The sequence below is a fragment of the Cellulosilyticum ruminicola JCM 14822 genome (assembly GCF_001311925.1).
Taxonomy (GTDB): Bacteria; Bacillota; Clostridia; order Lachnospirales; family Cellulosilyticaceae; genus Cellulosilyticum; species Cellulosilyticum ruminicola.
Map to the genome: position 1 here is coordinate 76445 of NZ_BBCG01000005.1, position 25494 is coordinate 101938.

Annotated in this window: 3 protein-coding genes and 1 pseudogene; all 4 read right to left on the minus strand. The window is 30.9% G+C overall.

Translation table 11 applies throughout. The features are described 5' to 3' along the window. Window positions 1-6: 6 nt before the first annotated feature. Window positions 7-7203: pseudogene (locus tag JCM14822_RS03120) on the minus strand (beta-ketoacyl synthase N-terminal-like domain-containing protein); the annotation flags it as partial. Between the two features lie 8 nt (window positions 7204-7211). Continuing rightward, entirely contained in the window at window positions 7212-18620 is an 11409-nt protein-coding gene (locus JCM14822_RS03125) for an SDR family NAD(P)-dependent oxidoreductase (protein WP_083461236.1), read from the minus strand. Continuing rightward, a complete protein-coding gene (locus JCM14822_RS03130; protein WP_054739568.1) occupies window positions 18602-22951 on the minus strand; it encodes a type I polyketide synthase in 4350 nt (1449 codons plus the stop codon). The genes JCM14822_RS03125 and JCM14822_RS03130 overlap by 19 nt, the downstream gene beginning before the upstream one ends. Then, window positions 22915-25491: an SDR family NAD(P)-dependent oxidoreductase gene (locus JCM14822_RS03135; RefSeq protein WP_054739570.1), complete on the minus strand. Its 2577-nt coding sequence runs from the start codon at window positions 25489-25491 to the stop codon at window positions 22915-22917. Before JCM14822_RS03135 ends, JCM14822_RS03130 begins: the two co-directional genes overlap by 37 nt. Window positions 25492-25494: the final 3 nt, after the last annotated feature.

A 25494-nucleotide genomic window follows, 5' to 3' on the forward strand; every position in this document is an offset into this window, starting at 1 on the left:
AATTTATTTCACTCTTATCCATATATGCTTTTAATTTATTTTTCAAGTCATCAATACTATTTACAACTATTGCCAACCTTTCATCCATCATATCTCTACCAACTTGAAGTGTATAAGCTACACGATAAAGATTTGCATCATTTATACTTTGCTCTATTACTGCTTTATATAATAATTCAACTTGCTTGAATAGTGTTTGTTTATTTTTGCCTGATAAAACAATAGCATATGATTTTTGTGTAGTTTGTTTTACTTCTTTAATACTTTCATTATATTCTTCAATAATAACATGTGCATTAGATCCGCCTGCACCAAAACTACTAATTCCTGCCACTAATGCTTGTTCTTTTCCATCAATAATTGGACGTTTCCACTCTTCTAAACTTCTTTGTACTTTAAAAGGTGTATTTTCAAAATCAATATTTGGATTTAATACTTCAGAATGTAATGATGGTACTAATGTTTTGTACTTCATTTGTAATAATACCTTAATAATTCCAGCTACACCTGATGCACTTTCTGTATGTCCAATATTAGATTTAATTGAACCTATTGCACAATACTGTTTATCTGCTGTGTACTGTGTATATACTTGTCTTAAACTTTCTACTTCTATAGGATCACCTAAAGAAGTTCCTGTTCCATGCGCTTCTATATAGCTAATAGCTCTTGGGTTAATGCCAGAAGTCTTAATTGCTCTTTCAATAACATTCTTTTGAGCTACTGGATTTGGTACTGTATAACCATTTGTTTTACCACCATGATTAATAGCTACGCTCTTAATAACGCCATAAACTTGATCTCCATCTGCAATAGCTTTCTTTAATGGTTTGATTAAAATTGCACCGATTCCTTCACCTGGTACATAACCATCTCCATCTTTTCCGAAGCTTTCACACTTACCTTTACTAGATACAAAGTTTCCTTGTCCTAATAAAATATATTTATTTGGATGAACTGATAAGTTTACACCACCTACTAAAGCCATTTCACAATCATTTGCTTTAATACTTCTACAAGCTAATTGAAGTGCTGTTAATGATGATGAACACATTGTATCTAATGATAAACTTGGTCCATGTAAATTAAATACATATGAAACTCTATTTGCAATAGAAGATGGATTAGCTGTAAAAGCTATATTTCTACCTTTTAGCTGTTCTTGTGCGCCATATAATTGATATTCTTCATACATAACACCTACAAAGACACCTATATTTCCTTCTAATCCGTTTGAATTATAGTGACTTAATTCTTCTTTTGTATATCCTGCATCTTGCATTGTTTCATAAGCACACTGTAAGAATAATCTTTCTTGTGGTCCATGATTTCTGCTTCACGTGGAGATATATTAAAGAATAATGGATCAAACATATCTACATCATCTATAAATCCTCCCCATTTAGTGCAGACTTTTCCTGGTACATTTCTGTTCTTATCATAATACTTACGATAATCCCAACGTTCTTTTGGTATTTCTGTAACACAATCTTTTCCTGCTTTTAATGCTTCCCAAAGTTCATTAACATTTCTTGCACTTGGATAACGACCAGATATACCTATGATAGCCATGTCTAAGCTCTCTTCATCCTGACTTGTAGAAGTTGCTTTTATTAATCTAGAGTTTAATCCTATTCTATAATCATCAGCTTCCTCAACTTCATCAGCTCTAACTTCTTCACTTACTGCTACTTCTTCTATTACCTCATTAATACTTAGGATTTCATATAATTGATCTCTGTAGTTTTGTAAAAAGTACTCTGTAAGTGCATCTATTGTTTGATATTCGAAGAATAATGTTTTTGGAAGTTCTCCAAATACTTTTTCTAATTGACTTGTTAAATCCATAATCATAACTGAATCTATACCATAGTCTTCAAGTGGTGCACTTGCATCGATTTTTGAAGCTGCTAACTTAAGTACATCTGAAACTAATTCTTTAATATAATTAACTGCTTTACGTTTTAATTTTTCATTACGTTCTATTCTGATTTCTTGAACCTTAGGTTTGCTTATTGTTTCTTTAGTAATATTAGATGCTACTTGATTTAATTGAGCTATTAATTTTTCTTCTACTTTTGTATCATTTCCTTCTATTACTAAAGCTTGAGGAATCTTAGCAGCTATAACATCATAAAATGCTTTAATTCCTGATTTATTTGTTAAAGGTGCCATACCATAGCTATCTTTTAATGTTGTTACAATAGCATCTGGTATTTGCATACCACCATCTTTCCATAATGGCCAATTAAATACATATGTTTGTCCAGATCTCTTTTGAGCCTTAACAAGGTTATTTCTATATGTTCCATATGCATCCATAAAGCCATTGGCTGTAGCATAATCACTTTGTCCCATATTACCATTGATACTAGCAATTGAAGAAAATACAGCTAAGAAATCTAAGTTACATTCTTTAGTTACTTCATCTATATTTACAAGACCTGTAACTTTTGGTGTTAATACTGCTTTTAAATCTTCTGCTTGTTTCTTAAGAATTACATTATCTCTTACTAAACCTGCACTATGAATTACACCATTTATATCGCCATATTGATTAATAACATCTTCAATAACTGTTTTTAATTTTGCTCCTTGGGTTAAGTCTACTTGTTTGTATGCTACTTGAACTTTTCCTCTATTTAAGCTCTTAAGCTGTTCTTCTTTATTAGCATTTAATGCTGAACGTCCTAATAAGATTACTTGGCCTGATTGTATACTTGATACAATTTCTTTTGCAAATGTTATTCCAAGTCCGCCCATTCCTCCAGTGATTACATATGTGCCTTTTTCTTTCCATGGTTTTTGTATGCTTGAAGTAACATTTTCTTCTTTCCATTCATATGTATAGCATCTATTTGCTTTATAAAGAAGTTTTCCTACTTCTACATTCAATGCACTTTGTTTAATATCTTCTACTATTTCACGTTCTGATACATCACCTTCTATAGTAATAAGCTGTGCATGAACTTTTGAGTTTTCACTTTGAGCTGTTTTAATCATACCTAATAAGCCTTCATACATTGCTAATGCTGGTGTAGTTTTTAATACAACAACCTGAACTAATAAATCAGCTTTTAGGTGTGATGCTAATTTAGTTTTAACTATATTAAATAGTTGAATACTACTTTCTTCATATGATTTAGCAATCTCATTTTCATCTACTTTATAATAGGTTACCTTGCCGTCTAAATTGGTTAAATCATATTTATCTTTTGTGCCATATATGAATACTAGATGCTCTGTAAACTGTTTTGTCATACTTTGCTTTTGTTCATATGGTACAAGACTTGGTGTGTAAATAAATGTACCATTACCAGCAATTTTGATTTCTGGCATTTCTTTTAATACTAATCCTTGGATTTGTACACTTACTTCACCGACTTCATTGCATACAGTAATGTCATACTTATTATTATCAAGTATTACTGTATGTACCCACATTTCTTTACTTAATGCTTGATATACTTTTATACAATCTAAAGCATATGGAATGTCTAACTTACTGTACTCTTCATCTGTAAATCCAATACTTGCATGAATTGCACCATCTATTAAACTAGGATGTAATGCATATTCTTCAAATGTATCTTCCAAGCATTCTGGTAATTTAATCTTAGCTAATAATTGTTTATTACCTACTTGGATATTTTCTACTACTTGATGTGCTTTTCCATAATTAATGCCATTTGCACTAAACATGCTATAACATACTTGTTTAGACATTTCTCTTTGCTTACAATTAGCTTTTATTGCTTCAATATCTATTAAAGTACTTGATTGTTTAGCACCTAATACAACTTTACCTTCACAGTATACTTTTTGTATGTCTTCTCTTACTACACTGTATATCTTGAAACTCAATTCCGTTTCGCTAAGTAGGCTGAAACCAATATTAATTTCATGATTTTCTTCAGCAATAAATGGATTCCTCCATCTTACCTCTTCTATCTTAATGCTATATTTACCTTTTACGGCTTCTTTAACGGCTAATTTTACAGCTTCATATACCATTTCTAAGTAAACTGCACCTGGTAATACACTATTTTCACCGATTTGGTGATCTGCTAGGAAGAATTCATTACCATTAAAACTGGTCATGTATTTTTGCTCTAATACATTAGATGTATTTCTATGTACTACTGGATGTAGCATTTGATAGCTGCCTACTGAATTATTTACTTGATCTCCTACAATCCAGAAACGTTCCTTTTCAAAAGGATATGTTGGTAAGCTAATTTTGACTGGCTTAATAGATGTATATAATTGTTCCCAGTTTACAGTTCCACCTTGAACCCAGAATTCTAATACTTTGCTATAAGCCCCTGCTGCTATCCATTTACCAATAAGCTCTTTTGCTTCAGAATCTTTAATAAATTTAGTAACTTCACTATCATGTTTTATATGGCCTCTATATAAAGTTACTTCGTTCACTTCATCTACGATAAATTGATCTAACTTATTACTTAAATCCTTAATGCTATTTACTGTAAATGCAACTCTTTCTTCTTTTGCTTCACGTCCAACTTGTAATGTATAAGCTATACTGCTTAAATCATTATTTGTTAATTGACGTTCACTAATTGCTTGTTTTAACTCACTAGCAACTACTTTTAATTTTTCTTCTGTCTTAGCAGATAATACAATCAATTTTTCATTTGCTTTAGTATCTGTAGTAATTGCATGTTCTGGTATATATTCTTCTAAAATCATATATGCATTTGAACCACCAGCTCCAAAACTACTTATACTTGCAATAAGTTTTGCTTCTTTTTGATCAATAATTGGTCTCTTCCATTCTTGTACTTCTCTTTGTACTTTAAATGGTGTTTGTGCAAATTCAATATTAGGATTAAGTACTTCTGAATGTAATGATGGTACTAGCTTCTTATGCTTCATTTGAAGTAAAACTTTTGTAATACCAGCTATACCAGATGCACTTTCTGTATGACCAATATTAGACTTAATTGAACCTATTGCGCAATATTGTCTTTCACTAGTATAAGCTTCAAAACTTCTCTTTAATCCTTCTATTTCTATAGGGTCACCTAATGCTGTTCCTGTTCCATGAGCCTCTACATAACTAATTGCTCTTGGATTAATACCAGATGCTTTAATTGCTCTATCTATTACATTCTTTTGAGCTTTTAAATTAGGTACAGTATAGCCATTAGTTTTTCCACCATGATTAATTGCTATTGATTTGATAACACCATAAATTTGATCATTATCTTCAATGGCTCTCTCTAATGGTTTCAATAAAACTGCTCCTACACCTTCTCCTGGTACATATCCGTCTCCACCTTCACCAAATGTTCTGCAACGTCCATCAGATGCCACAAAATTAGTTATTGATAAATACTTATTTGGATGAATTGATAAGTTCACACCACCTGCTATTGCCATTTCACATCCATTTGTTCTAATGCTTTGACAAGCTAATTGGATAGCTGTTAATGATGATGAACACATTGTGTCTAATGCAATACTTGGTCCGTGTAAATTAAATACATAAGATACCCTATTAGCAATAGAAGAAATATTACCTGAAACAGTTACATTATTGCCTTTTGCCTGTTGTTGTGCACCATATAATTGATATTCTTCATACATTACTCCTACAAAGACACCAACATTTCCTTCTAATCCATTCTTACTGTATTTACTTAATGAACTTCTTGTATAACCTGCATCTTCAATTGTTTCGTAAGCACATTGTAAGAATAATCGTTCTTGAGGGTCCATGATTCCTGCGTCACGTGGTGAAATATTAAAGAATAATGGATCAAATTTATCTACATCTTCTAAGAATCCGCCCCACTTACTGCTTGTCTTACCTGGAGTATTCTTATTAGCATCATAGTAATTTGTATAATCCCAACGTTCTTTAGGTATTTCAGTAATGCAATCTTTTCCATCTAATAATTCTTTCCAAAGCTCTTCAATGTTATTAGCGCCTGGATATTTTCCTGATATACCAATAATAGCTATATCATACGCTTCATCATTTCTATTAATTGTTCTATTAGCTGCTTGTGTTCTCTTTCTTACCTTAATATTAGAAGTATTTTGTGCTGCAGTTTCTTTTGGTTTAATTGTATTTTCTACTACTTTTACAACTTCTTCTGTAACTTCTTTAGGACCTACTATTTCATTAAGTCTTTCTTTATGATTTTCTACAAAGTATGTTACTAATTCATTTACTGTTTGGTATTCAAAGAACAATGTCTTTGGTAAATCACCAAATGTTTTTTCTAATTCCTGAGTTAAATCCATAATTATTACTGAATCAATACCATACTCTTCAAATTGTGCAGTATCATTTATTTTTTCTACTGGCATCTTAAGAACACCAGCTATAATTTCCTTAATATACTTGCTAGATTCTTCTTTAATATCTACAGGTTTAACTACTTTTTGTACAACAGGTGTTTCTTTTATTACTGTATTTACTACTTTTTCTTGTTGCATACTTGTTATTTCTTTTGTCACAAGTCCACTTAAGTACACCTTAACATTTCCTGTTCCATCACATAACTTAATGCAACATCTATTAGCAGTATCCTTCGTAATATATGCCCACATACTTGTACTTAAATCACCATATATCTCTACTGCTTCTACTGATACTGGAATAGCTATTTGTTGTTTTCCTTCATAAATATTAAATCCAATGCATGCATGAATTGCACCATCTATTAAGCTTGGATGTAATGTGTATTCTGTAAAATCATTCATACATTCTTCTGCTAATTCAACTCTAGCAAGTATGCATTCTTCACCCACATACATTTGTTGAATTACCTTAAACGTATTACCATAAGCAATACCGTTTTGTTTAAAGAACTCATAACATTGACTAGCTGAAATTTCTTCTAGTTTATGTAATTCTTTGATTTGTTGAATTGATACTTTTTCAACTTCTTTAAGAGGAACAACTATACCTTTTCCATCACAATATACTCTAAGCTCTTCTTTATTGCTATCTTCATACATCTCAAAGTATAGTACATCATTACTTTCTAATCCTATAGCAATATTTAATCGTTGTGCTTCCTTACATGTAAATGGATATCTCCAATTAATACCTTGTAATCTTATATCTAATTCTTTTCCAACAATATTTTGAGCTCCTGCTTTTATTGCTGTATATGCCATTTCTAAATATGCCGCACCTGGTAATACTTCTTTACCTTTTATCACATGATCTCTTAAGAAAAATTCACTTCCATCAAACTACTACCATAACGTTGCTCTGTTACATCAGAAATATTGTATTGAACAAGTGGATGCATCATATTTCCAATGAGCTTATTAGTTTGTTCTACTAATTGATAATTAGGTGTAATATCTATCCAATATTTCTCTTCTTCAAATGGATAAGTTGGTAAACTCATCTTACTTGGTTTGCTGTTACCATACATTAAGTTCCAATCAATATCTATTCCCTTAACCCATAAGTCTAGGAATTTATCATATTGTTTGTCTTTAATCCATTCATTAATAACATACTTGATGTCCTCATATTGAATAACATCTAATACTTCTTTAGCACTACTTGCTTGTGTTCGATAGCATCCTGGAATATAATCTTTTCCTTCTATAAATGATGTAAGTTTTTCTTGTAGCTCTTTAAGATTATTTACTATAAATGCTATTCTTATATTTAATCCTTCACGTCCAACTTGAAGTGTATATGCAATATTTAATAAATCTGCATCACTAAATTGTTGTTGTTCTAATTTATGTTTAAATCTCTCTGCTACAACCATTAATCTTTCTTCTGTTTTTGCAGATAATACTATAACTTTAGCTTCTTGTTCTTTTACATTTACATTATTTTTTGGTTGCATATATTCTTCAATAATGAGATGTGCATTTGAACCTCCAGCTCCAAAGCTACTAATACCAGCTCTTAATGGTTGTTCTTTATCTTGAACCACTGGACGTTTCCAATCTGCTAGCTCTTGTTGTACCTTAAATGGTGTTTCTGCAAAATTAATATTAGGATTTAACTGTGCAGAATGTAATGATGGTACTAACTTCTTATGTTTTAATTGTAATAAGATTTTCGTAATACCAGCTATACCTGATGCACTTTCTGTATGTCCTATATTAGATTTAATTGATCCAATTGCACAGTATTGTTTTTCTGCTCCATAATTTCCAAATGCTTTGTTTAAACTATCTATTTCTATTGGATCTCCTAATGCAGTTCCAGTACCATGTGCTTCTATATAGCTAATTGTACGAGGATTAATACCTGATTCATTAATAGCTTTTTCAATGACATTTTTTTGAGCTTTTACATTAGGTACTGTATATCCATTTGTTTTGCCACCATGATTGATAGCTATACCTTTAATTACACCATAAATATGGTCACCATCTTGAATTGCTCTATCTAATGGTTTAAGTAAGATTGCTCCAACACCTTCACCTGGAACATAGCCATCGCCATCTTTTCCAAATGTTCTACAACGTCCATCACTAGATACAAATTTACCTTGGCCTAATGCAACATATTTATTAGGATGTACTGATAAATTCACACCACCCGCAATAGCTAACTCACACTCATTAGTTCTTATACTTTGACAAGCTAGATAAATAGCTGTTAGTGATGATGAACACATTGTATCTAATGCAATACTTGGTCCATGTAAATTAAATGTATATGATACTCTATTAGCAATAGACGATGGATTGCCACCTAATGCTACATTAATACCTTTTTGTTGCTCTTGAGCACCATAAAGTTGATACTCTTCATACATTACACCTACGAAGACTCCCACATTTCCTTCAAGGCCATTAGTCTTGTATTGACTTAAGGATTCTTTTGTATAACCTGCATCTTCAATTGTTTCATATGCACATTGTAAGAATAATCTTTCCTGTGGATCAATTTTCTCTACTGCACTTGGAGAAATATTAAAGAATAATGGATCAAACTTATCTATACCGTCTATAAAGCCGCCCCATTTACTGCAAGCTTTACCTTTCGCATTTCTATCTGGATCATAATATTTACTATAATCCCATCTATCTTTTGGAATCTCTGTAATACAATCTTGACCATTTGCTAAAACATTCCATAACTCTTCTACATTATTAGCACCTGGATATTTTCCTGCTAAACCTATAATAGCAATGTCTTGTTGTTTAGCTAATACTGAACCTTTTACATTCATTCTTGAATGTTTTTTCATCTTAATTGGTGCTGCATCTGTTAATTCTAAGCTAATTTCTTCTGTAGTTTCTTCTGTGGTTTCATTTGCAACTGCTTGTGTTTTAGGCATCAATAACTCATTAATTACGTTTGCAAAGTTTTCAATAAAGTACTTAGTAACTTCTGCTATTGTTTGGCATTCAAAGAAAATAGTTTTAGATATTTCTCCAAATGTTTTCTCTAATTCACTTGTAAGTTGCATAATCATTACAGAGTCAATACCATAATCTTCAAATTGCTTATTAATATCCACTTTATTTGGTGATAATTTAATGATATCTGCTACAACCTTCTTAATATAATTCTGTGTTCTTATTCTGATATCTTCATCCACTCTAGCAGTCTTAGTTTGAGCATTATTTAATTTGCTTAATTTTGAATTTTGCTGTGTTTCAAATAATGTTCTTCTAAGCTTAGATGCTTTACCCTGTACAACTAATACTTGATTTTCCTCTGTATTTAATACTTCATAGAATGCTTGTAATCCTACCGTTGTTTCTAATGTAGACATTCCCAACTTTTCTTGTAATGCTGTAACAATACGCTTATCAATATTCATTCCACCATTATTCCATAATGGCCAGTTAATAGAGTAAGCACGACCTTGACGTTTACCTAATTTGGTTAGTTGGTTACGATATGCACAATATGCATCCATGAAACCATTTGCTGCTGCATAATCACTTTGTCCTATATTTCCTTTGATGCCTGTAATTGAAGAAAATGCTATAAATAAGTCAAGTTTTAAGTCTTTTGTTGCCTTATCTAAATTAACAATTCCTTTTACCTTTGGTCCTAAGACTTTCTTATACTCATCTTCTGTCTTCTTAATTATTAAATGATCTTTAATTATGCCTGCACTATGAATAATTCCATTAATATTACCATATTCATTAACAACTTCTTGAATAGTTTGTGTAACTTCTCTTTCACTTGTTACATCTACTTGTTTGTATGTTACTTCTATACCTTTTCTTTCTAAATCAGCAAGTTTTTCTTGATATTGTTGGCTTAAACGTGAACGACCTAATAATATAACTTTTCCACTACTAATATGCTTTGTAATTTCTTTAGCAAAGATATAGCCTAAGCCTCCCATACCTCCTGTGATAAGATAAATGCCATTTTCTTTCCAAGGTATTCCATTTTCTTTTATTATTCCTTTAAATTCTTTCCAGCTTTGTACATAAGACTCATTGTTTATATAAATTAGTTTATTATATCTAGACTCTAAACTAGCGTTATATACGTTATGAGCTATTTTGTCTTTATTATCTATTTCTCTTATTCCTACAAACTGAACACTTACATTAGGATTTTCTAAGCTTGCTGTTTCAATAAGTCCGAGAAGACCTTCATATGTTTGAAGTGCTTCTACTTCTTCTAATACTAAAATTTGAATTAATACTTTCTTAGTTACCTTTGTATTTAAACATTCTTTAAGATTATTAAAGATTTCAAGGCAAGCTTCCTCATAACTATGTGCCAAGTCTTCTACATCTACTTTTTGATATGTAAAATGGCATTTTGTAAATAGCTTATTAAGTTCTGCACTTAAGTCATAGTTATTAGTTAAACCATATGCAAACACATAATGTTCTTCAGCTGAGATCTCATTTATTGCAGCTGCTGTATGCTTAATCCACTCTGATTTCCAAAGCATTACAGAAGTATTGTTTACTTTATAATCTGTAATTGATTTAGTTACTAAACTACCAAGTTCTACTTTTAAAGCTCCTTGTGAATCATATAATTTAATGTTACATTCATTAGCTCTGACTTCCACTATATGTGCCCACATATTTTCTTCTAATGCGCCATATACTTTTACTTTATTTACTGTAAATGGTATGCCTACATTTTCTAAATTATTGTGGATTGATAATCCCACACTTCCATGAATAGCACCATCTATTAAACTTGGATGTAATGTATATTGTTTAAAGCTTCCTTTTAATTGATCTGGTAATTGTAACTGAACTAAAAGACTGTTTTGTCCACAATAAATATTCTTAACTACTTTATGAGATAATCCATAATTAATGCCATTCTTACTTAATACTTTATAACAATCTTCTGCACTAATCTCTTCTTCATTACATTCTTGCTTAATGCTTTCAATATCTACAATTTTTTCACTGTCTTTTCTATCTATTGTTGCTATTCCCTCACAGTAAATCTTTTGTCCATTGTTTTCTACTCTTGCATCATATACTTCAAATCTTAATTCTGTATCACTTACTAATTCTAGTGAAATATTTACTTCTTGACTCTCATCACAAACTAAAGGATATCTCCAAATAATTTCCTCTAAGTTGATGCTATATTCACTTTCAATAGTATTATTAATTGCTTCTTTAATAGCAATATAAGCCATTTCTAGATAGGCAGCTCCAGGTAATATTTTTCTTCCGCCAACTTTATGATCTGCTAAGAAGAATTCTTGTCCTGTAAATGCTGTTGTATATCTTTGTTCAAATACATCTGATGTATTCTTTTGAACAAGTGGATGAATCTGAGTTACATGTCCTAAACTATTAAAGTTCTTATCTGTTTCTATCCAATAATGTTCTTGTTCAAATGGATATGTTGGTAAACTTATCTTCTTAGGAAGTTTTTTATTGTATAATAACTTCCACTCTACTTCTATTCCTTTTACCCATAACTCAATAAATTTTGTATATCGTTTTTGACTAATCCAAGACTTAATAACTTGTTTAATGTCTTCACTTTGAATAAATTTATTTATTTCTTCATATTGATTAATGCTACCTCTATAACATTCTCCAATATAAGATTCATTATTAAGGAATAGTTGTAGTTTTTCTTTTAACTCTTCTATACTCTTAACTACAAATGCTATTCTTTCTTCCATTGCTTCACGACCAGTTTGAAGTGTATAAGCAATGTTTACTAAGTCATTATTATCAAACTTAGACTTCTCTATTACTTCTTTTAAATTAGCTACTTGTAATTTTAAACGTTCTTCTGTTTTTGCTGATAAGACGATTATATATTCTTTAAACTCGCCTACTTCATTATGACTATATGTATCTGTGTACTCTTGTAAGATCAGATGCGCATTAGAACCACCTGCGCCAAAGCTACTTATACCTGCTGTGAGCTTCTCTGTTTTTCCTTCTATAACAGGTCGCTTCCAATCTGTTAAGCTTCTTTGTACTTTAAATGGTGTATTGGCAAAATCTATATTAGTATTAAGTACTTCTGAATGTAATGATGGCACTAACTTACCATATTTCATTTGTAAAAGTACTTTTGTAATGCCTGCAATACCTGATGCACTTTCTGTATGTCCTATATTAGATTTAATAGAACCAATTGCACAATATTGTTTATCACTTGTGTATTGTTTAAAGCTCTTATTTAATGCATCTATTTCAATAGGATCACCTAATGCAGTTCCTGTTCCATGTGCTTCAATATAACTCATTTCACGTGGATTAATACCTGAAACTTTAATTGCTCTATTAATTACATTTTCCTGTGCTTTTAAGTTTGGCACTGTGAAACCATTAGTTTTTCCACCATGATTGATTTCTAATGCCTTAATTACACCATATATTTGATCGCCATCTGCAATAGCTTGTTCTAATGGTTTTAATAAAACAGCTCCAACGCCTTCACCTGGTACATAGCCATCTCCGCCTTCACCAAATGTTTCACAGCGACCTTTACTTGATACAAAATTACCCTGGCCTAGACCAATATACTTATTAGGATGAATAGATACATTAACACCACCAGCAATAGCCATTTCACACTGTTCATTTCTAATGCTTTGACAAGCTAAACTAATTGCTGTTAATGATGATGAACACATTGTATCAACAGTCATACTTGGTCCATGTAAATTAAATGTATAAGAAACACGGTTTGCTATAGATGATGGATTACCTGCTAAACAAATATTGTTACCTCTTAATTGTTCTTGAGCCCCATAAAGTTGGTACTCTTCATACATTGCCCCAACAAAGACACCAATATTTCCTTCTAATCCATTTTTGTTATACTCACTCAATTCTTTTCTTGTGTATCCAGCATCTTGTATTGTTTGATAAGCACATTCCAAGAATAATCTTTCTTGTGGATCCATGCGTTCTGCTTCTCTTGGAGAAATATTGAAGAATAGTGGATCAAATTCATCTACACCTTCTATAAATCCTCCCCATTTACTACGCACTTTACCTTCCTTGCCATTTGGATCGTAGTATTCTTCGAAGTTCCATCTTTCTTTTGGTATTTCAGTAATACAATCTTTACCTTCTGTTAGACTTCTCCATAATTCATCTAAATTATTAGCACCTGGATACTTACCAGCCAAACCAATAATAGCAATATCTAATGGTTGATCTGCACTTCTTAGTGTTACATTTCTACCAACTTTATTTTTCCTTTTTACTTTAAAGCCTTGGTTACTGCTTTCTAACACATTAGTTGCTTTTTCTTCTACTACTTCTCCTGCATTTACTACTATATCTAAGGCTTTAGCAAATTGTGCTTCATAGTTCTCTAATAAGTATTTGGTTAACTCTGCTATTGTCTGATATTCAAAGAATAATGTCTTTGGTAATTGACCAAATGTTAATTCTAATTGATCAGTCAATTGCATAACCATTACAGAGTCAATACCATATTTCTCTAATTGTGCTGACTCATCAATTTTATTTGGTGTTAACTTAATAATCTTAGAAACTATTTCTTTAATATAATTAACTGCTTTATCCTGTAAATCATCATGAGTACTTATGCTTACTTGAGTATTAACTACTACCTCTTCAGATTCTTTTATCTCTCCATTAATTTGAGCAAGCAGTGTTCTTCTTAACTTAGAAGCCTCTCCTTCTACTACCATTACTTGTGTATATGGTAATTCTAAGACATCATAAAATGCTTTAATACCTGTCTCAGTTTGCATTGGATGCATACCAAATTGTTTCTTAATGTCCTTACTTATGGCTTCACTTACCTGCATACCACCTTCTGCCCAAAGTGGCCAATTAATTACATATGTTTGCCCTTTTCTTTGACCATTCTCAACTAATCTATTTCTATAACTTGCATACATGTCCATAAAGCCATTTGCAACTGCATAATCACTTTGTCCTATATTTCCATTTATGCTTGTAATAGATGAGAATAACATGATAAAGTCTACATCTATGTTCTTAGTTGCTTTATCTAAGTTTTCAACACCTCGTACCTTAGGTGCTAATACTTGTTTAAACTCTTGTACTGATTTCTTAATGATTAATTGATCTTTAATAACACCTGCACTATGTAAAATACCATTAATCTTACCGTATTCATTTACAATTTGATTTACTACCTTGGTCACACTATCTTCTTTAGATAAATCAGCTTGCTTATAAACTACTTGTCCATTTATTTCATCTAATACTGCTTTCTTAGCATTATCTAATTCAGAGCGACCTATTAAAATAACACGTGCTTTTTGATTTTTATTTACAATCTCTTTAGCAAATAAAATACCAAGACCGCCCATTCCTCCTGTAATAACATATACACCATTTTCTCTCCATATTATGTTTTCAGATGTCTTCACATTTTGTATTTCTTGCCATTTTACAGTATATCGTTTATCTCCACTATAAAGAATTTTAGCTTCACTAATGTTCTTACTACTTTCTTCTAATTTAGAAGCTAATACATTTGTATCTATATCATCTTCTACAACTAGAAGTTGTGTATAAATATTAGGATTTTCTCCTTGTACAGTTTTGATGAGTCCTAAAAGCCCCTCATATACACTCATTTCAGCTTTTTGCTTAAGTACCACAACTTGTAATAATACTTTGCCTTGTATATGCGCTGCTTGCTTTTCCTTTATGAAATTGAATAATTCAATTGCATCTTTTTCATAAGCATTAGCTAAATCATTTACATTTACCTTTGTATAACGAGCAACATCATATCCTAAACCTTTTATTAAATTAGATTTTTCATCGTCGCCATAAACTAATACGTATTTTTCATCAAATTGTTTTGTTTGGTTTTCTATTTCAGAAGCTGCTACCCAACTTGGTACATACATCACAGTATCTGTAGCTTGTAATCTCATTTTCTTAGTTGCTAAGCCTTTTAATCTAACTGCAACCTTACCACTTTCATCACATAATTCAATATTACATTTATCCATTTGATTACTTGTAACATATACCCACATATTATCACTTAATGCATCATACACTTCTACGCTATCTAAGCTATATGGTACTTCAACTTTTTCTTCTTTTTCTTGAAGTCCCATACCTATACAACTTTGAATTGCACCATCAATTAAGCTTGGATGTAACATATATTCATTAAATGTTTCTTGTAATTGTTCTGGTAAATGAATATTGGTTAATACGCTTTGACTACCTGCATACATTTTTTCTATAACTTGATGTGCTACGCCATATGTAATATTGCCTTTCTTAAATACTTTATAGCACTCTTCTTTAGAAATTTCTTGTGATTTAAGGCTATTTTGAAGTGATTTAATATCTATACTTGGTGATTTTTCTTTATCAATTAAGCAAGCTTTTCCTTCACAATATCCCTTTTGAATATCATCTTCTACACTATATATATTGAATCTTAATTCTGTATCACTTAATGATTCAAGTGATATATTTATGCTATTTGCTTCACTATTTACAAAAGGCATTCTCCAACAAATATCTTGTAACTTAATACTATAATTACCTTCTACTACATCTTTAACAGCTATTTTAACTGCTTGATATGCCATTTCTAAATATGCTGCACCTGGTAAAACTTTTTCACCATTTATTACATGATCTGTTAAATAGAATTCTTCACCAGTAAATACAGTTGAATATTTTTGTTCAAATACATCAGATGTATTTATCTGTACAAGTGGGTGCATCTTATTACCTGCTATTCCCATTAGCATTGATTGATTTATGCTACTTTGTTCTATCCAATAATGTTCTTTTTCAAATGGATATGTTGGTAAGCTTATTTTTTGTGGTTTACCAGCTTTGTATAATTCATTCCAATCTAATGCAATACCATTTATCCAAGCTTCTAAGAATTTTTCAGCTACTCTATTATTAAGCCAGCTTCTTACCATTTGCTTCATCTCTTCATATTGAGTAAATTTAAACATGTTGTTTTGATTGTTACTACTTCCTCTATAACAATCTTTGATATAGCTTTCCTTATTAATAAACTGATTGAGTCTTTCTTTAAGTTCCGCCATATTATTTACTATAAAGGCAACTCTTTCTGCCATTTCTTCGCGTCCAACTTGAAGTGTATAAGCTATACTGCTAAGTTCTTTATCTGTAAAGTTTTTCTTGATTATGTGTTCTAATAATTGCTTAGCTTCTATTTCTAAACCTTCTTCATTTCTAGCAGATAATACGATAAATTGAGTTTCGTTTGCTGTACTATCTGTTACCACATTTGGAATATATTCTTCTACAATAACATGTGCATTAGATCCGCCTGCTCCAAAGCTACTTACACTTGCTGCAAGTGGTTTTCCATCAACTCTTTCCCAATTGCTTAATTCTCTTTGTACTACAAATGGTGTGCTTTCAAAATCAATATTAGGATTTAATTCTTGTGCATGTAAGGATGGTACCAGTTTTTTGTGCTTCATTTGTAGTAATACTTTAATAATGCCAGCTATACCTGATGCACTTTCTGTATGACCAATATTAGATTTTACTGAACCAATTGCACAATATTGTTTATCACTTGTATATGCTGCAAATGATTTTGTTAATCCTTCTATTTCAATAGGATCTCCTAATGATGTTCCTGTACCATGTGCTTCAATATAAGTAATTTGTCTTGGATTAATTCCAGATGCCTTAATTGCACTATCAATTACATTCTTTTGAGCCTTTAAATTAGGTACAGTATAACCATTTGTTTTGCCACCATGATTGATAGCAATACCTTTTACTACACCATAAATATGATCGCCATCTGCTATTGCTTTTTCTAATGGTTTTAATAAAACTGCTCCTATTCCTTCGCCTGGTACATAACCATCTCCATATTTTCCAAAGCTTTCACAACGTCCCCTACTAGATACAAAGTTTCCAGCTCCTAATGTAATATATTTATTTGGATGAATAGAAACATTAACTCCACCAGCAATGGCCATTTCACAAGCATTTGTTCTAATACTTTGACAAGCTAAATATAACGCTGTTAATGATGATGAACACATTGTATCTACAGAAAGGCTAGGTCCATGTAAATTAAATGTATAAGATACTCTATTGGCAATAGATGATGGGTTACCAGCTAAGGCTATGTTGCTTCCTTTAACTTGCTCTTGTGCACCATAAAGTTGATATTCTTCATACATTACACCTACGAATACACCTACATTGCCTTCTAAACCATTTGCTCTATACTTACTTAAAGCATCTCTTGTATAACCTGCATCTTGTATTGTTTCATATGCACATTGTAAGAATAATCTTTCTTGTGGGTCCATCTTTTCTGCTTCACGAGGTGAAATATTGAAAAATAGTGGATCAAATTCATCTACGCCATCAATAAATCCTCCCCATTTACTACGTACTTTACCTTCAATATTTGGTCTAGGGTCATAATACTTTGTATAATCCCAACGTTCTTTTGGAATTTCTGTAATACAGTCTTTACCGTTAACTAAATTATCCCATAATTCGTTAGCATTATTAGCTCCTGGATATCTACCTGAAATACCTACAATTGCAATATCAAAATTGTTATTTGTAACATCATTTCCTTGTTTATCAACAATATCTTTAAATGATAGTCTACCTTTTTGTCTAGATTTTTTCTCAATCTTTTCTTCATTAAGTGACTTAGTACTTGCTTCTGATTTTGTAATATCTAATAGTTCACTTAAACGGCTGCTATGCTCTTTAATAAAGTAATCTGTAAGTTCTGCTACTGTTTGATATTCATAGAATATTGTAGTTGATAATTTACCAAATTGTTCTTCTAATACCTTTGTAAGTTTAGTTACCATAATAGAATCTATACCATATGACTCAAAAGGTGTATTTTCTTTCAATGCCTCTGTTTTTAGTCTAATACCATTAGAAATAACTGCCTTAATATATGCTATAGCTTTTAATCTTAAAATTTCATCAAATACTACAGCTTTCTTAGAAAGACTCTCTACTACTTCTTTTCCGTTAAGTACATCAATATACTTTTCTTTTAATACTTTAGTATATCCTTCAACTACTAATAATTGAGGTTCTTTAGATATTACACCATAATTAAACGCATTAATGCCTACTTGAGTTTGCATTGCCACCATACCAGTTTCTTTTTCAAACTCGTTCTCGACATCTGAATCAACACTCATACCACCTTCTGCCATAATGGCCAGTTAAATGTACATGTTATTCCTTTTCTTTCACCTTGTGCCACTAAACTATTTCTATATTGTACATATGCATCCATAAAGCCATTAGCTGTAGCATAATCACTTTGTCCTATATTACCATTTAAACTTGCAAGAGATGAAAAGACTGCAAAGAAATCTAAATTCATTTGTTTAGTTACTTCATCTAAATTAACAATTCCTGTTACTTTAGGTGCCATAACTTCTAAGAATTCTTCTTCTGTCTTTTTACCTATTAAATGGTCTTTTAACGTTCCTGCACAATGTAATATACCATTTATTGATCCATACGCTTCTTTTATTTCTATTATAGATTTTTCTAGATTTTGTCTTTCAATCAAATCAACTGATTTGTAAATGACGTTTACTTTCTCATTTTTAAGTTGATCTAATTTTTCTTGTTTTTGAGGTGTTAATGAAGACCTACCAAGTAAAATGATATTACCTTCACCTATTTGATGAGCTATTTCTTTAGCAAAAATATAGCCTAGTCCACCCATTCCTCCTGTAATAACATATGTTCCATTTTGCTTCCATAAAAGTGTTTCATTCTTATCGTTATTCTTCACTTCATTCCATTGAAGTTTATAGTACTTATTATTTTTATACATTAACTTACTAATATTTAAGTTCTTACTAGCTTTTTCTACTGCCTCAATAATGTTCTTATTATCTTCTAAAATAATAAGTTGTGTTATAATATTAGGATTTTCAGCTTCTGCACTCTTTACTAAACTTAATAATCCTTCATAAACACCCATTTCTTCTCTATCTTTTACTACAACTAATTGAACAAGTAATTTATTTGAAATACCGTTTTTAAAATATGTCTTAATTCCATCTAATAATTGTACAGCATGCATACTATATGATTGATTTAACGCATTATTTTCTACCACATAACATGTACACTCACTATCTTTAATATTATTTTCAACTAAAGTTTTAACTTCTTCATTTTCTTTAGATCCATAAATAAAGATAGCTTTCTTGCTAACTGCTGTTTGAGTCATGTTTTTAGGTATAAATTCTACCCAGCTTGGTTTACAAATAAGTTGTCCTACTTGTTTTTTGCCGCCCATGCTCTTCATTTCTCTAGATGAAAGTTTCTCTAATTTAACTTTAATCTCACCTGATTCATTGCAAATAACTATATTACATCTTCCATCTTCTTCTTTTGTAACATACGCCCATACAATTTGTTCTAAAGCGTCATATACTTTTACATTCTCTAACGCAAATGGTACTTTTACAGCCTTTTCTTTATCATTAATTGAGAAACCAATGCTTGAATGAATAGCACCATCTACTAAACTAGGGTGTAATGTATATTTTTTAAAGTCTCCTACTAAATGTAGTGGAAGTTGTAACTTTGTTAGTATTACATTTTCACCTAAATAGATTTGCTTCATCACTTTATGAGATGGACCATAATTTATATCTCCATCACTTAATTTTTGATAACAAGCTTCTGTTGATACTTCTCCTAGCGTACATTGAAGTTTAATATCTTCAAGATTAATTTGACCTGGATTTACTTTCTTATCTAAATTAATCTTTCCTTCACAATATACAACTTCATCTTCCAATCTTGTTGTACCATATACTTCAAAACTTAACTCTGTTTTGCTTAGTAAATGAATGGCAATATTTACTGTTGTAGGTTCTGTTACAATTATTGGTTGCATCCATACAACATCTTTTAGGCTAATCATGTATTCTTCATTCATAACATCTTTAACAGATAAATCAACTGCTGTATGAACCATTTCTAAATATGCTGCACCTGGTAATACTTTATTGCCACCAACAACATGGTCTTTTAAGAATGTCTCTTCGCCAGTAAATACGGTTGTATATCTTTGTTCAAAGATATCAGATGTATTTTGCTGTACAAGTGGATGAATCATTCCTTGTATATTTACTTCTTTATTATCCTTCTCTGGGATAATATCTGTAATCCAATAATGTTCTTTCTTGAATGGATATGTTGGTAAACTTATTCTTCTATTTACATTATTTCCATGTAGCTCTTGCCATTGTATGTTTTCACCTGCTACCCATAATGCTGCGATCTCATCCATATTATGAGAAGCCATTGCTACTGATACTTCTATATTTTTATTTTGTTTAATTTCAGAAGAATAAATTTCTTTTGCATCTTCTCCGCTTATAAACTTCTTCATTTGCTCTTTAAGTTCTTGTATAGATGAACATAAAAAGGCTACTCTAGATGCCATACTCTCTCTAGCTACTTGAAGAGTATATGCCACATCTCTTAATGAATTATCCTTAATATCTACATTAGTATTTTTAATTTGCTTAGCAATTTCTGTTGCTAACTCTTGAATACTATTGATTTCTGATAATCCTTCTTTAGTATCTATATCAAATTCTTCTATTAATTGCTCTTTCAACATATTAATTTGGCAATAATCTGTTGTTAATTCACTTAAAGAGTCTACTTGCATTACTTCATCTTTTTCTAATTGAAGGACTTTTACAATGCAGTTAACTACACTATCCTTAACGTCATTAACAACCTCTTCACTTACTATTACTTCTTGCTCAAAATACGTAATAAACTTCTTCACATACTCTATAAGTACTTCTTTATTTTCTGCTGAAATTGGGATAATCTTTAATCCTGTATCTTTATCAGTATGCGCTTCCTTGATTCCCTTATATTCTTCAATAATTACATGCGCATTGCTACCATTTGCTCCAAATGCACTAATTCCAGCTCTTCTAGGTACCTCTTGATTATCTATATATAATGGCGCCCATTTTTCTAATTCTGTTTCTACATAAAATGGTGTCTTATCAAATGGTATATATTTATTTAACTCTTCTGCATGTAATGATGGGAAGATTTCATGGTGCTTAAGTTGTAATAATACTTTTGTAATACCAACAATTCCAGCTGCCCCTTCTAAGTGACCAAAGTTAGATTTAACTGAACCAATAGCACAGAATTTTCCATCTTTCTCATTAGCATTAAAGGCCTTAGTAAGTCCTGTAATTTCTATTGGATCTCCTAATGCTGTTCCAGTTCCATGTGCTTCTATGTACCTAATTGATCTTGCATCTATATTTTCTTTTTCTAGTGCACACCTAATAACTTCTGCTTCTGCATTAGGATCTGGCACTGATAATCCAGATGTTTTTCCTGTATGATTAATTGCCGTTGCTTTTACTATACCGTATATAGGATAACCTTTTTCTTCTGCTTCTTTTACAGTAGTTAAAAGTATGGCGCCAACACCTTCACCTGGTACATAACCTGTAGCATTTTCCCCAAAGCTTCTGCATCTTCCATCCTCTGATACCATTGTTGCATCATTTAAGAAAATATATTTATGTGGATGTGTTACAACATTTACACCACCTACTAACGCATAACTACATTCACCTCTTTTAATACTTTCAGACGCTAAATGTAATGCTGTTAAAGAAGATGAACACATTGTATCCACTGACATAGATGGACCATTAAAGTTAAAGTAATGAGATACAGCATTTGCAACTTGGGCAGATGCAACTCCTAAAGAAGTTTTATAACCATCCTTGGTCATCTCTGCTGCAAATAATTCATAGTGATTCCAAAATACACCTGCAAATACGCCTACATTTTTCTCTTTAAGAATACGTTTATCTCTTCTTGGAATTTTAAAACCTGCATCTTCACATGCTTCCCAAGCTACTTCTAAGAAAAGTCTTACTTGAGGATCCATCATTTCAGCCTGACTTGGAGAAATATTAAAGAATAATGGATCAAACTTATCTATATCTTGAATAAATCCGCCAAAATTATAAACTTCTTCTGGATTATAACTAAACTTATAATCTTTCCATCTTTCTACTGGCATTTGTGTAATGCAATCTTTACCACTTCTTAAAACTTCATATAATTCTTCTTTTGTATTTGCATTCGGATATCTTCCTGCAATACCAATAATAGCTATATCTTCATTTACAATTGCATTTTCTTTAACAACTGGTTTAGTAACTGATTTTTCCTTGCCTAAAATATCAATAATATCTTTTGCATAATGTACAACTTTTTGCGTATCGCCATATAATACACTTATTTGTGCAAATTTATTTGCTAATATACTATCTAATATATTCATACCTTCTATTATTGGCAATGCTTCAGAACCCGTTCTCTCTTTTAACATCTCAACAATGTCTTTATCTATAGACATGCCATCTGAATTCCAAAGTGGCCAGTTAATCGCAACTGATTGACCTCTTCTTACATTCTTTTCTACTTTGACATTTCTAGCTTTAATAAAACTATCCATAAAGCATTACCAAATCCATAAATTGCTTGCCCCATATTTCCTAAAATTGCCGCTATAGAAGAAAAGGCTACAAAGAAATCTAATGCATCATCTTTAGTTGCTTGATCTAAATTATATATTCCTTTAACCTTTGGAAGTAATACGCTATCAATCTGTTTGTCATTTTGTTTTAAGATAACTTGGTCATTTAATACACCTGCACAGTGAAATACGCCATTAATCTTGCCATAATGTTTTCTTATAGCACCTATACACTTTTTAACACTAGATGCATCACTTACATCTATGCTCTTATAGCTAATTTCTGATTTATGATCTGATAAACCTAATAATATGTTTTTCTTCTTTTCATTAAGTTTAGAACGGCCTAATAAAACAATATTAGCCTTCACTGTTTCTGCAATGTGTTTCGTAAGAGCTAGGCCTAATCCACCTAAACCACCAGTAATGACATATACACCATTCTCTTTATAAACTATTTTCTTTTCTTTTCCTTCTACTTCAGTAAAACATCTGCTGAAACGTTCTGTAGCTTTATAAGTAATTAAAGTATCTAAGCTATTCACATGAGTTTTTTCATTGTTTAAGCATTCTAAAACTTGTTCTTTAGACATCTCATTCATATTTTCAAATACTACTATTTGGCCATATACTCTTGAGTTCTCCATTGATGCTGTTTTTAAAATCCCATTAATAGCTTCCACTGACTCACTTAATTTATTAGCTACTACTTGTATTAAAATATTTCCCTGCTTAACTTCTTTAATTTGCTTTTGTAATTGCTTAATTATTTCATGACATGTATCAAATGTTGTCTGAAGCATATCATTACTTTTTTCTTGTAGATTTATAACCTCAGCATCACCAAAGAATATTTGAGCTTGTCCTGATAAATGACTACATCCATTTAGGATAATCACCTGTTTACTAATATCTATACCCTTTTCAGATAAAGCTTTTTTATTCCATACTGGTTGTAACATTACAGAATTAGCTTGTATACTTACATTACTTTCTTTAACACTTTCTTTCACACTTTCTTTAACACTCTCTATCTTAATGTTCTCTTTGTAATTCTCACAAAGGTACACTGTTAATTCATTAATTGTAGTGTATTCGAATAATAAAGTTGGATATACTTTGATATTAAATTTATTTTCAAGACATTTTACAATATGGAGTAAATCCGCAGAGTCTAACCCTAAGTCATAAAAACCAACTTCATTTTCATGATTTGTTATATCTCTATCTAATAATTCTCCAACTTCAGCTTGTAAATATGTTTTTATAAAGTCTGCTGAATTTTCTACCGAACTTATAACTTCCACTTTTGCTGGTTGTATAGTTTCCGTTTTATTAAAGACATCCTTATAATTTTCTTCTAAATACTCACTAAGTTGCTTTATATCTGTATACTCAAATAATAAAGTTGGATATAAGGTTGTACCGACTTTACCTTCTAATAATTTCACTAATTGAACAAGCTCTACAGAATCTAGACCTAATTCATAGAATCCTACCTCATTATCTTGAGCACTTACTTGTCTATTTAACATTTTTCCAACTTGCTCTTGTAAATACACTAAAATGTTACTAGCATTACTATCATTGCTTATATTAATAATCTTATTTGGAGCAATTTCTTCTGTAACTTTTTCTTTTTCTGTAAGTCCTGAAATTAATCTAGGATCTCTAATTCTCTTTAAAACGAGTCCTTTAAAATATGCAATTAATTCACCATTTTCATCATATATACTAATGTCTTTTTTATTAATATCTGGTATAGTGTTATCTTTTCTTACTTCTACACTTTTACTTGTATATACAAAAATCTCTTTTGGAAAATGTTTATATACTGCAAAGTTTTCTATAGAAAAAGGAATATAAGCTATATGTTCATTTCCATCTCTAGCAATCATATCTTCTGTAAATTTAAATGTACCTGAAAAAGTGGCTGCATCTAAAAATGCTGGATGTGCATAAAATGCTTTTCTATATTTTTCTCCTTCTTCTCCTAATGTAAGTGCCATTAACTCTTGGCCCTTATAATAATAAATAGTCCCTCTTGCTTTCATAAAATCATAGTGTCGAATATCGATTTTTCTAGCTAATCCATATTCTTCTTCCATATCCCATTTCTCTTGGGCATGATCTTTAAAAGCTTTAATATTAAGGATTTTGCTATTAGGAACATCTTCTAAATATAATAAACATTCCATGTTAGCATCTATTTCATCACTTAAATATTTATCATCTTTAATTCTTCTACTTGAAACATTAACCTGCCAATGATCTTCTATCGGTATAAATGTTACATAAACTTCTTTATCAAATTCTTCTGTAACTACAATAGGATGCTTAAATAAAATATTTTTTAATGAAACTGCTTGAGTTAACATATAGTCTTCAACTAATCTATAAATCATATCTAAATATGTGATTCCTGGTACAGTTCTTACACTATGTACATGATGATCTCTAGGAATTTTGTTATTATAAGTTATCTTCTGGATATATGTCTTTTCACCAGTCTTATGCATTTT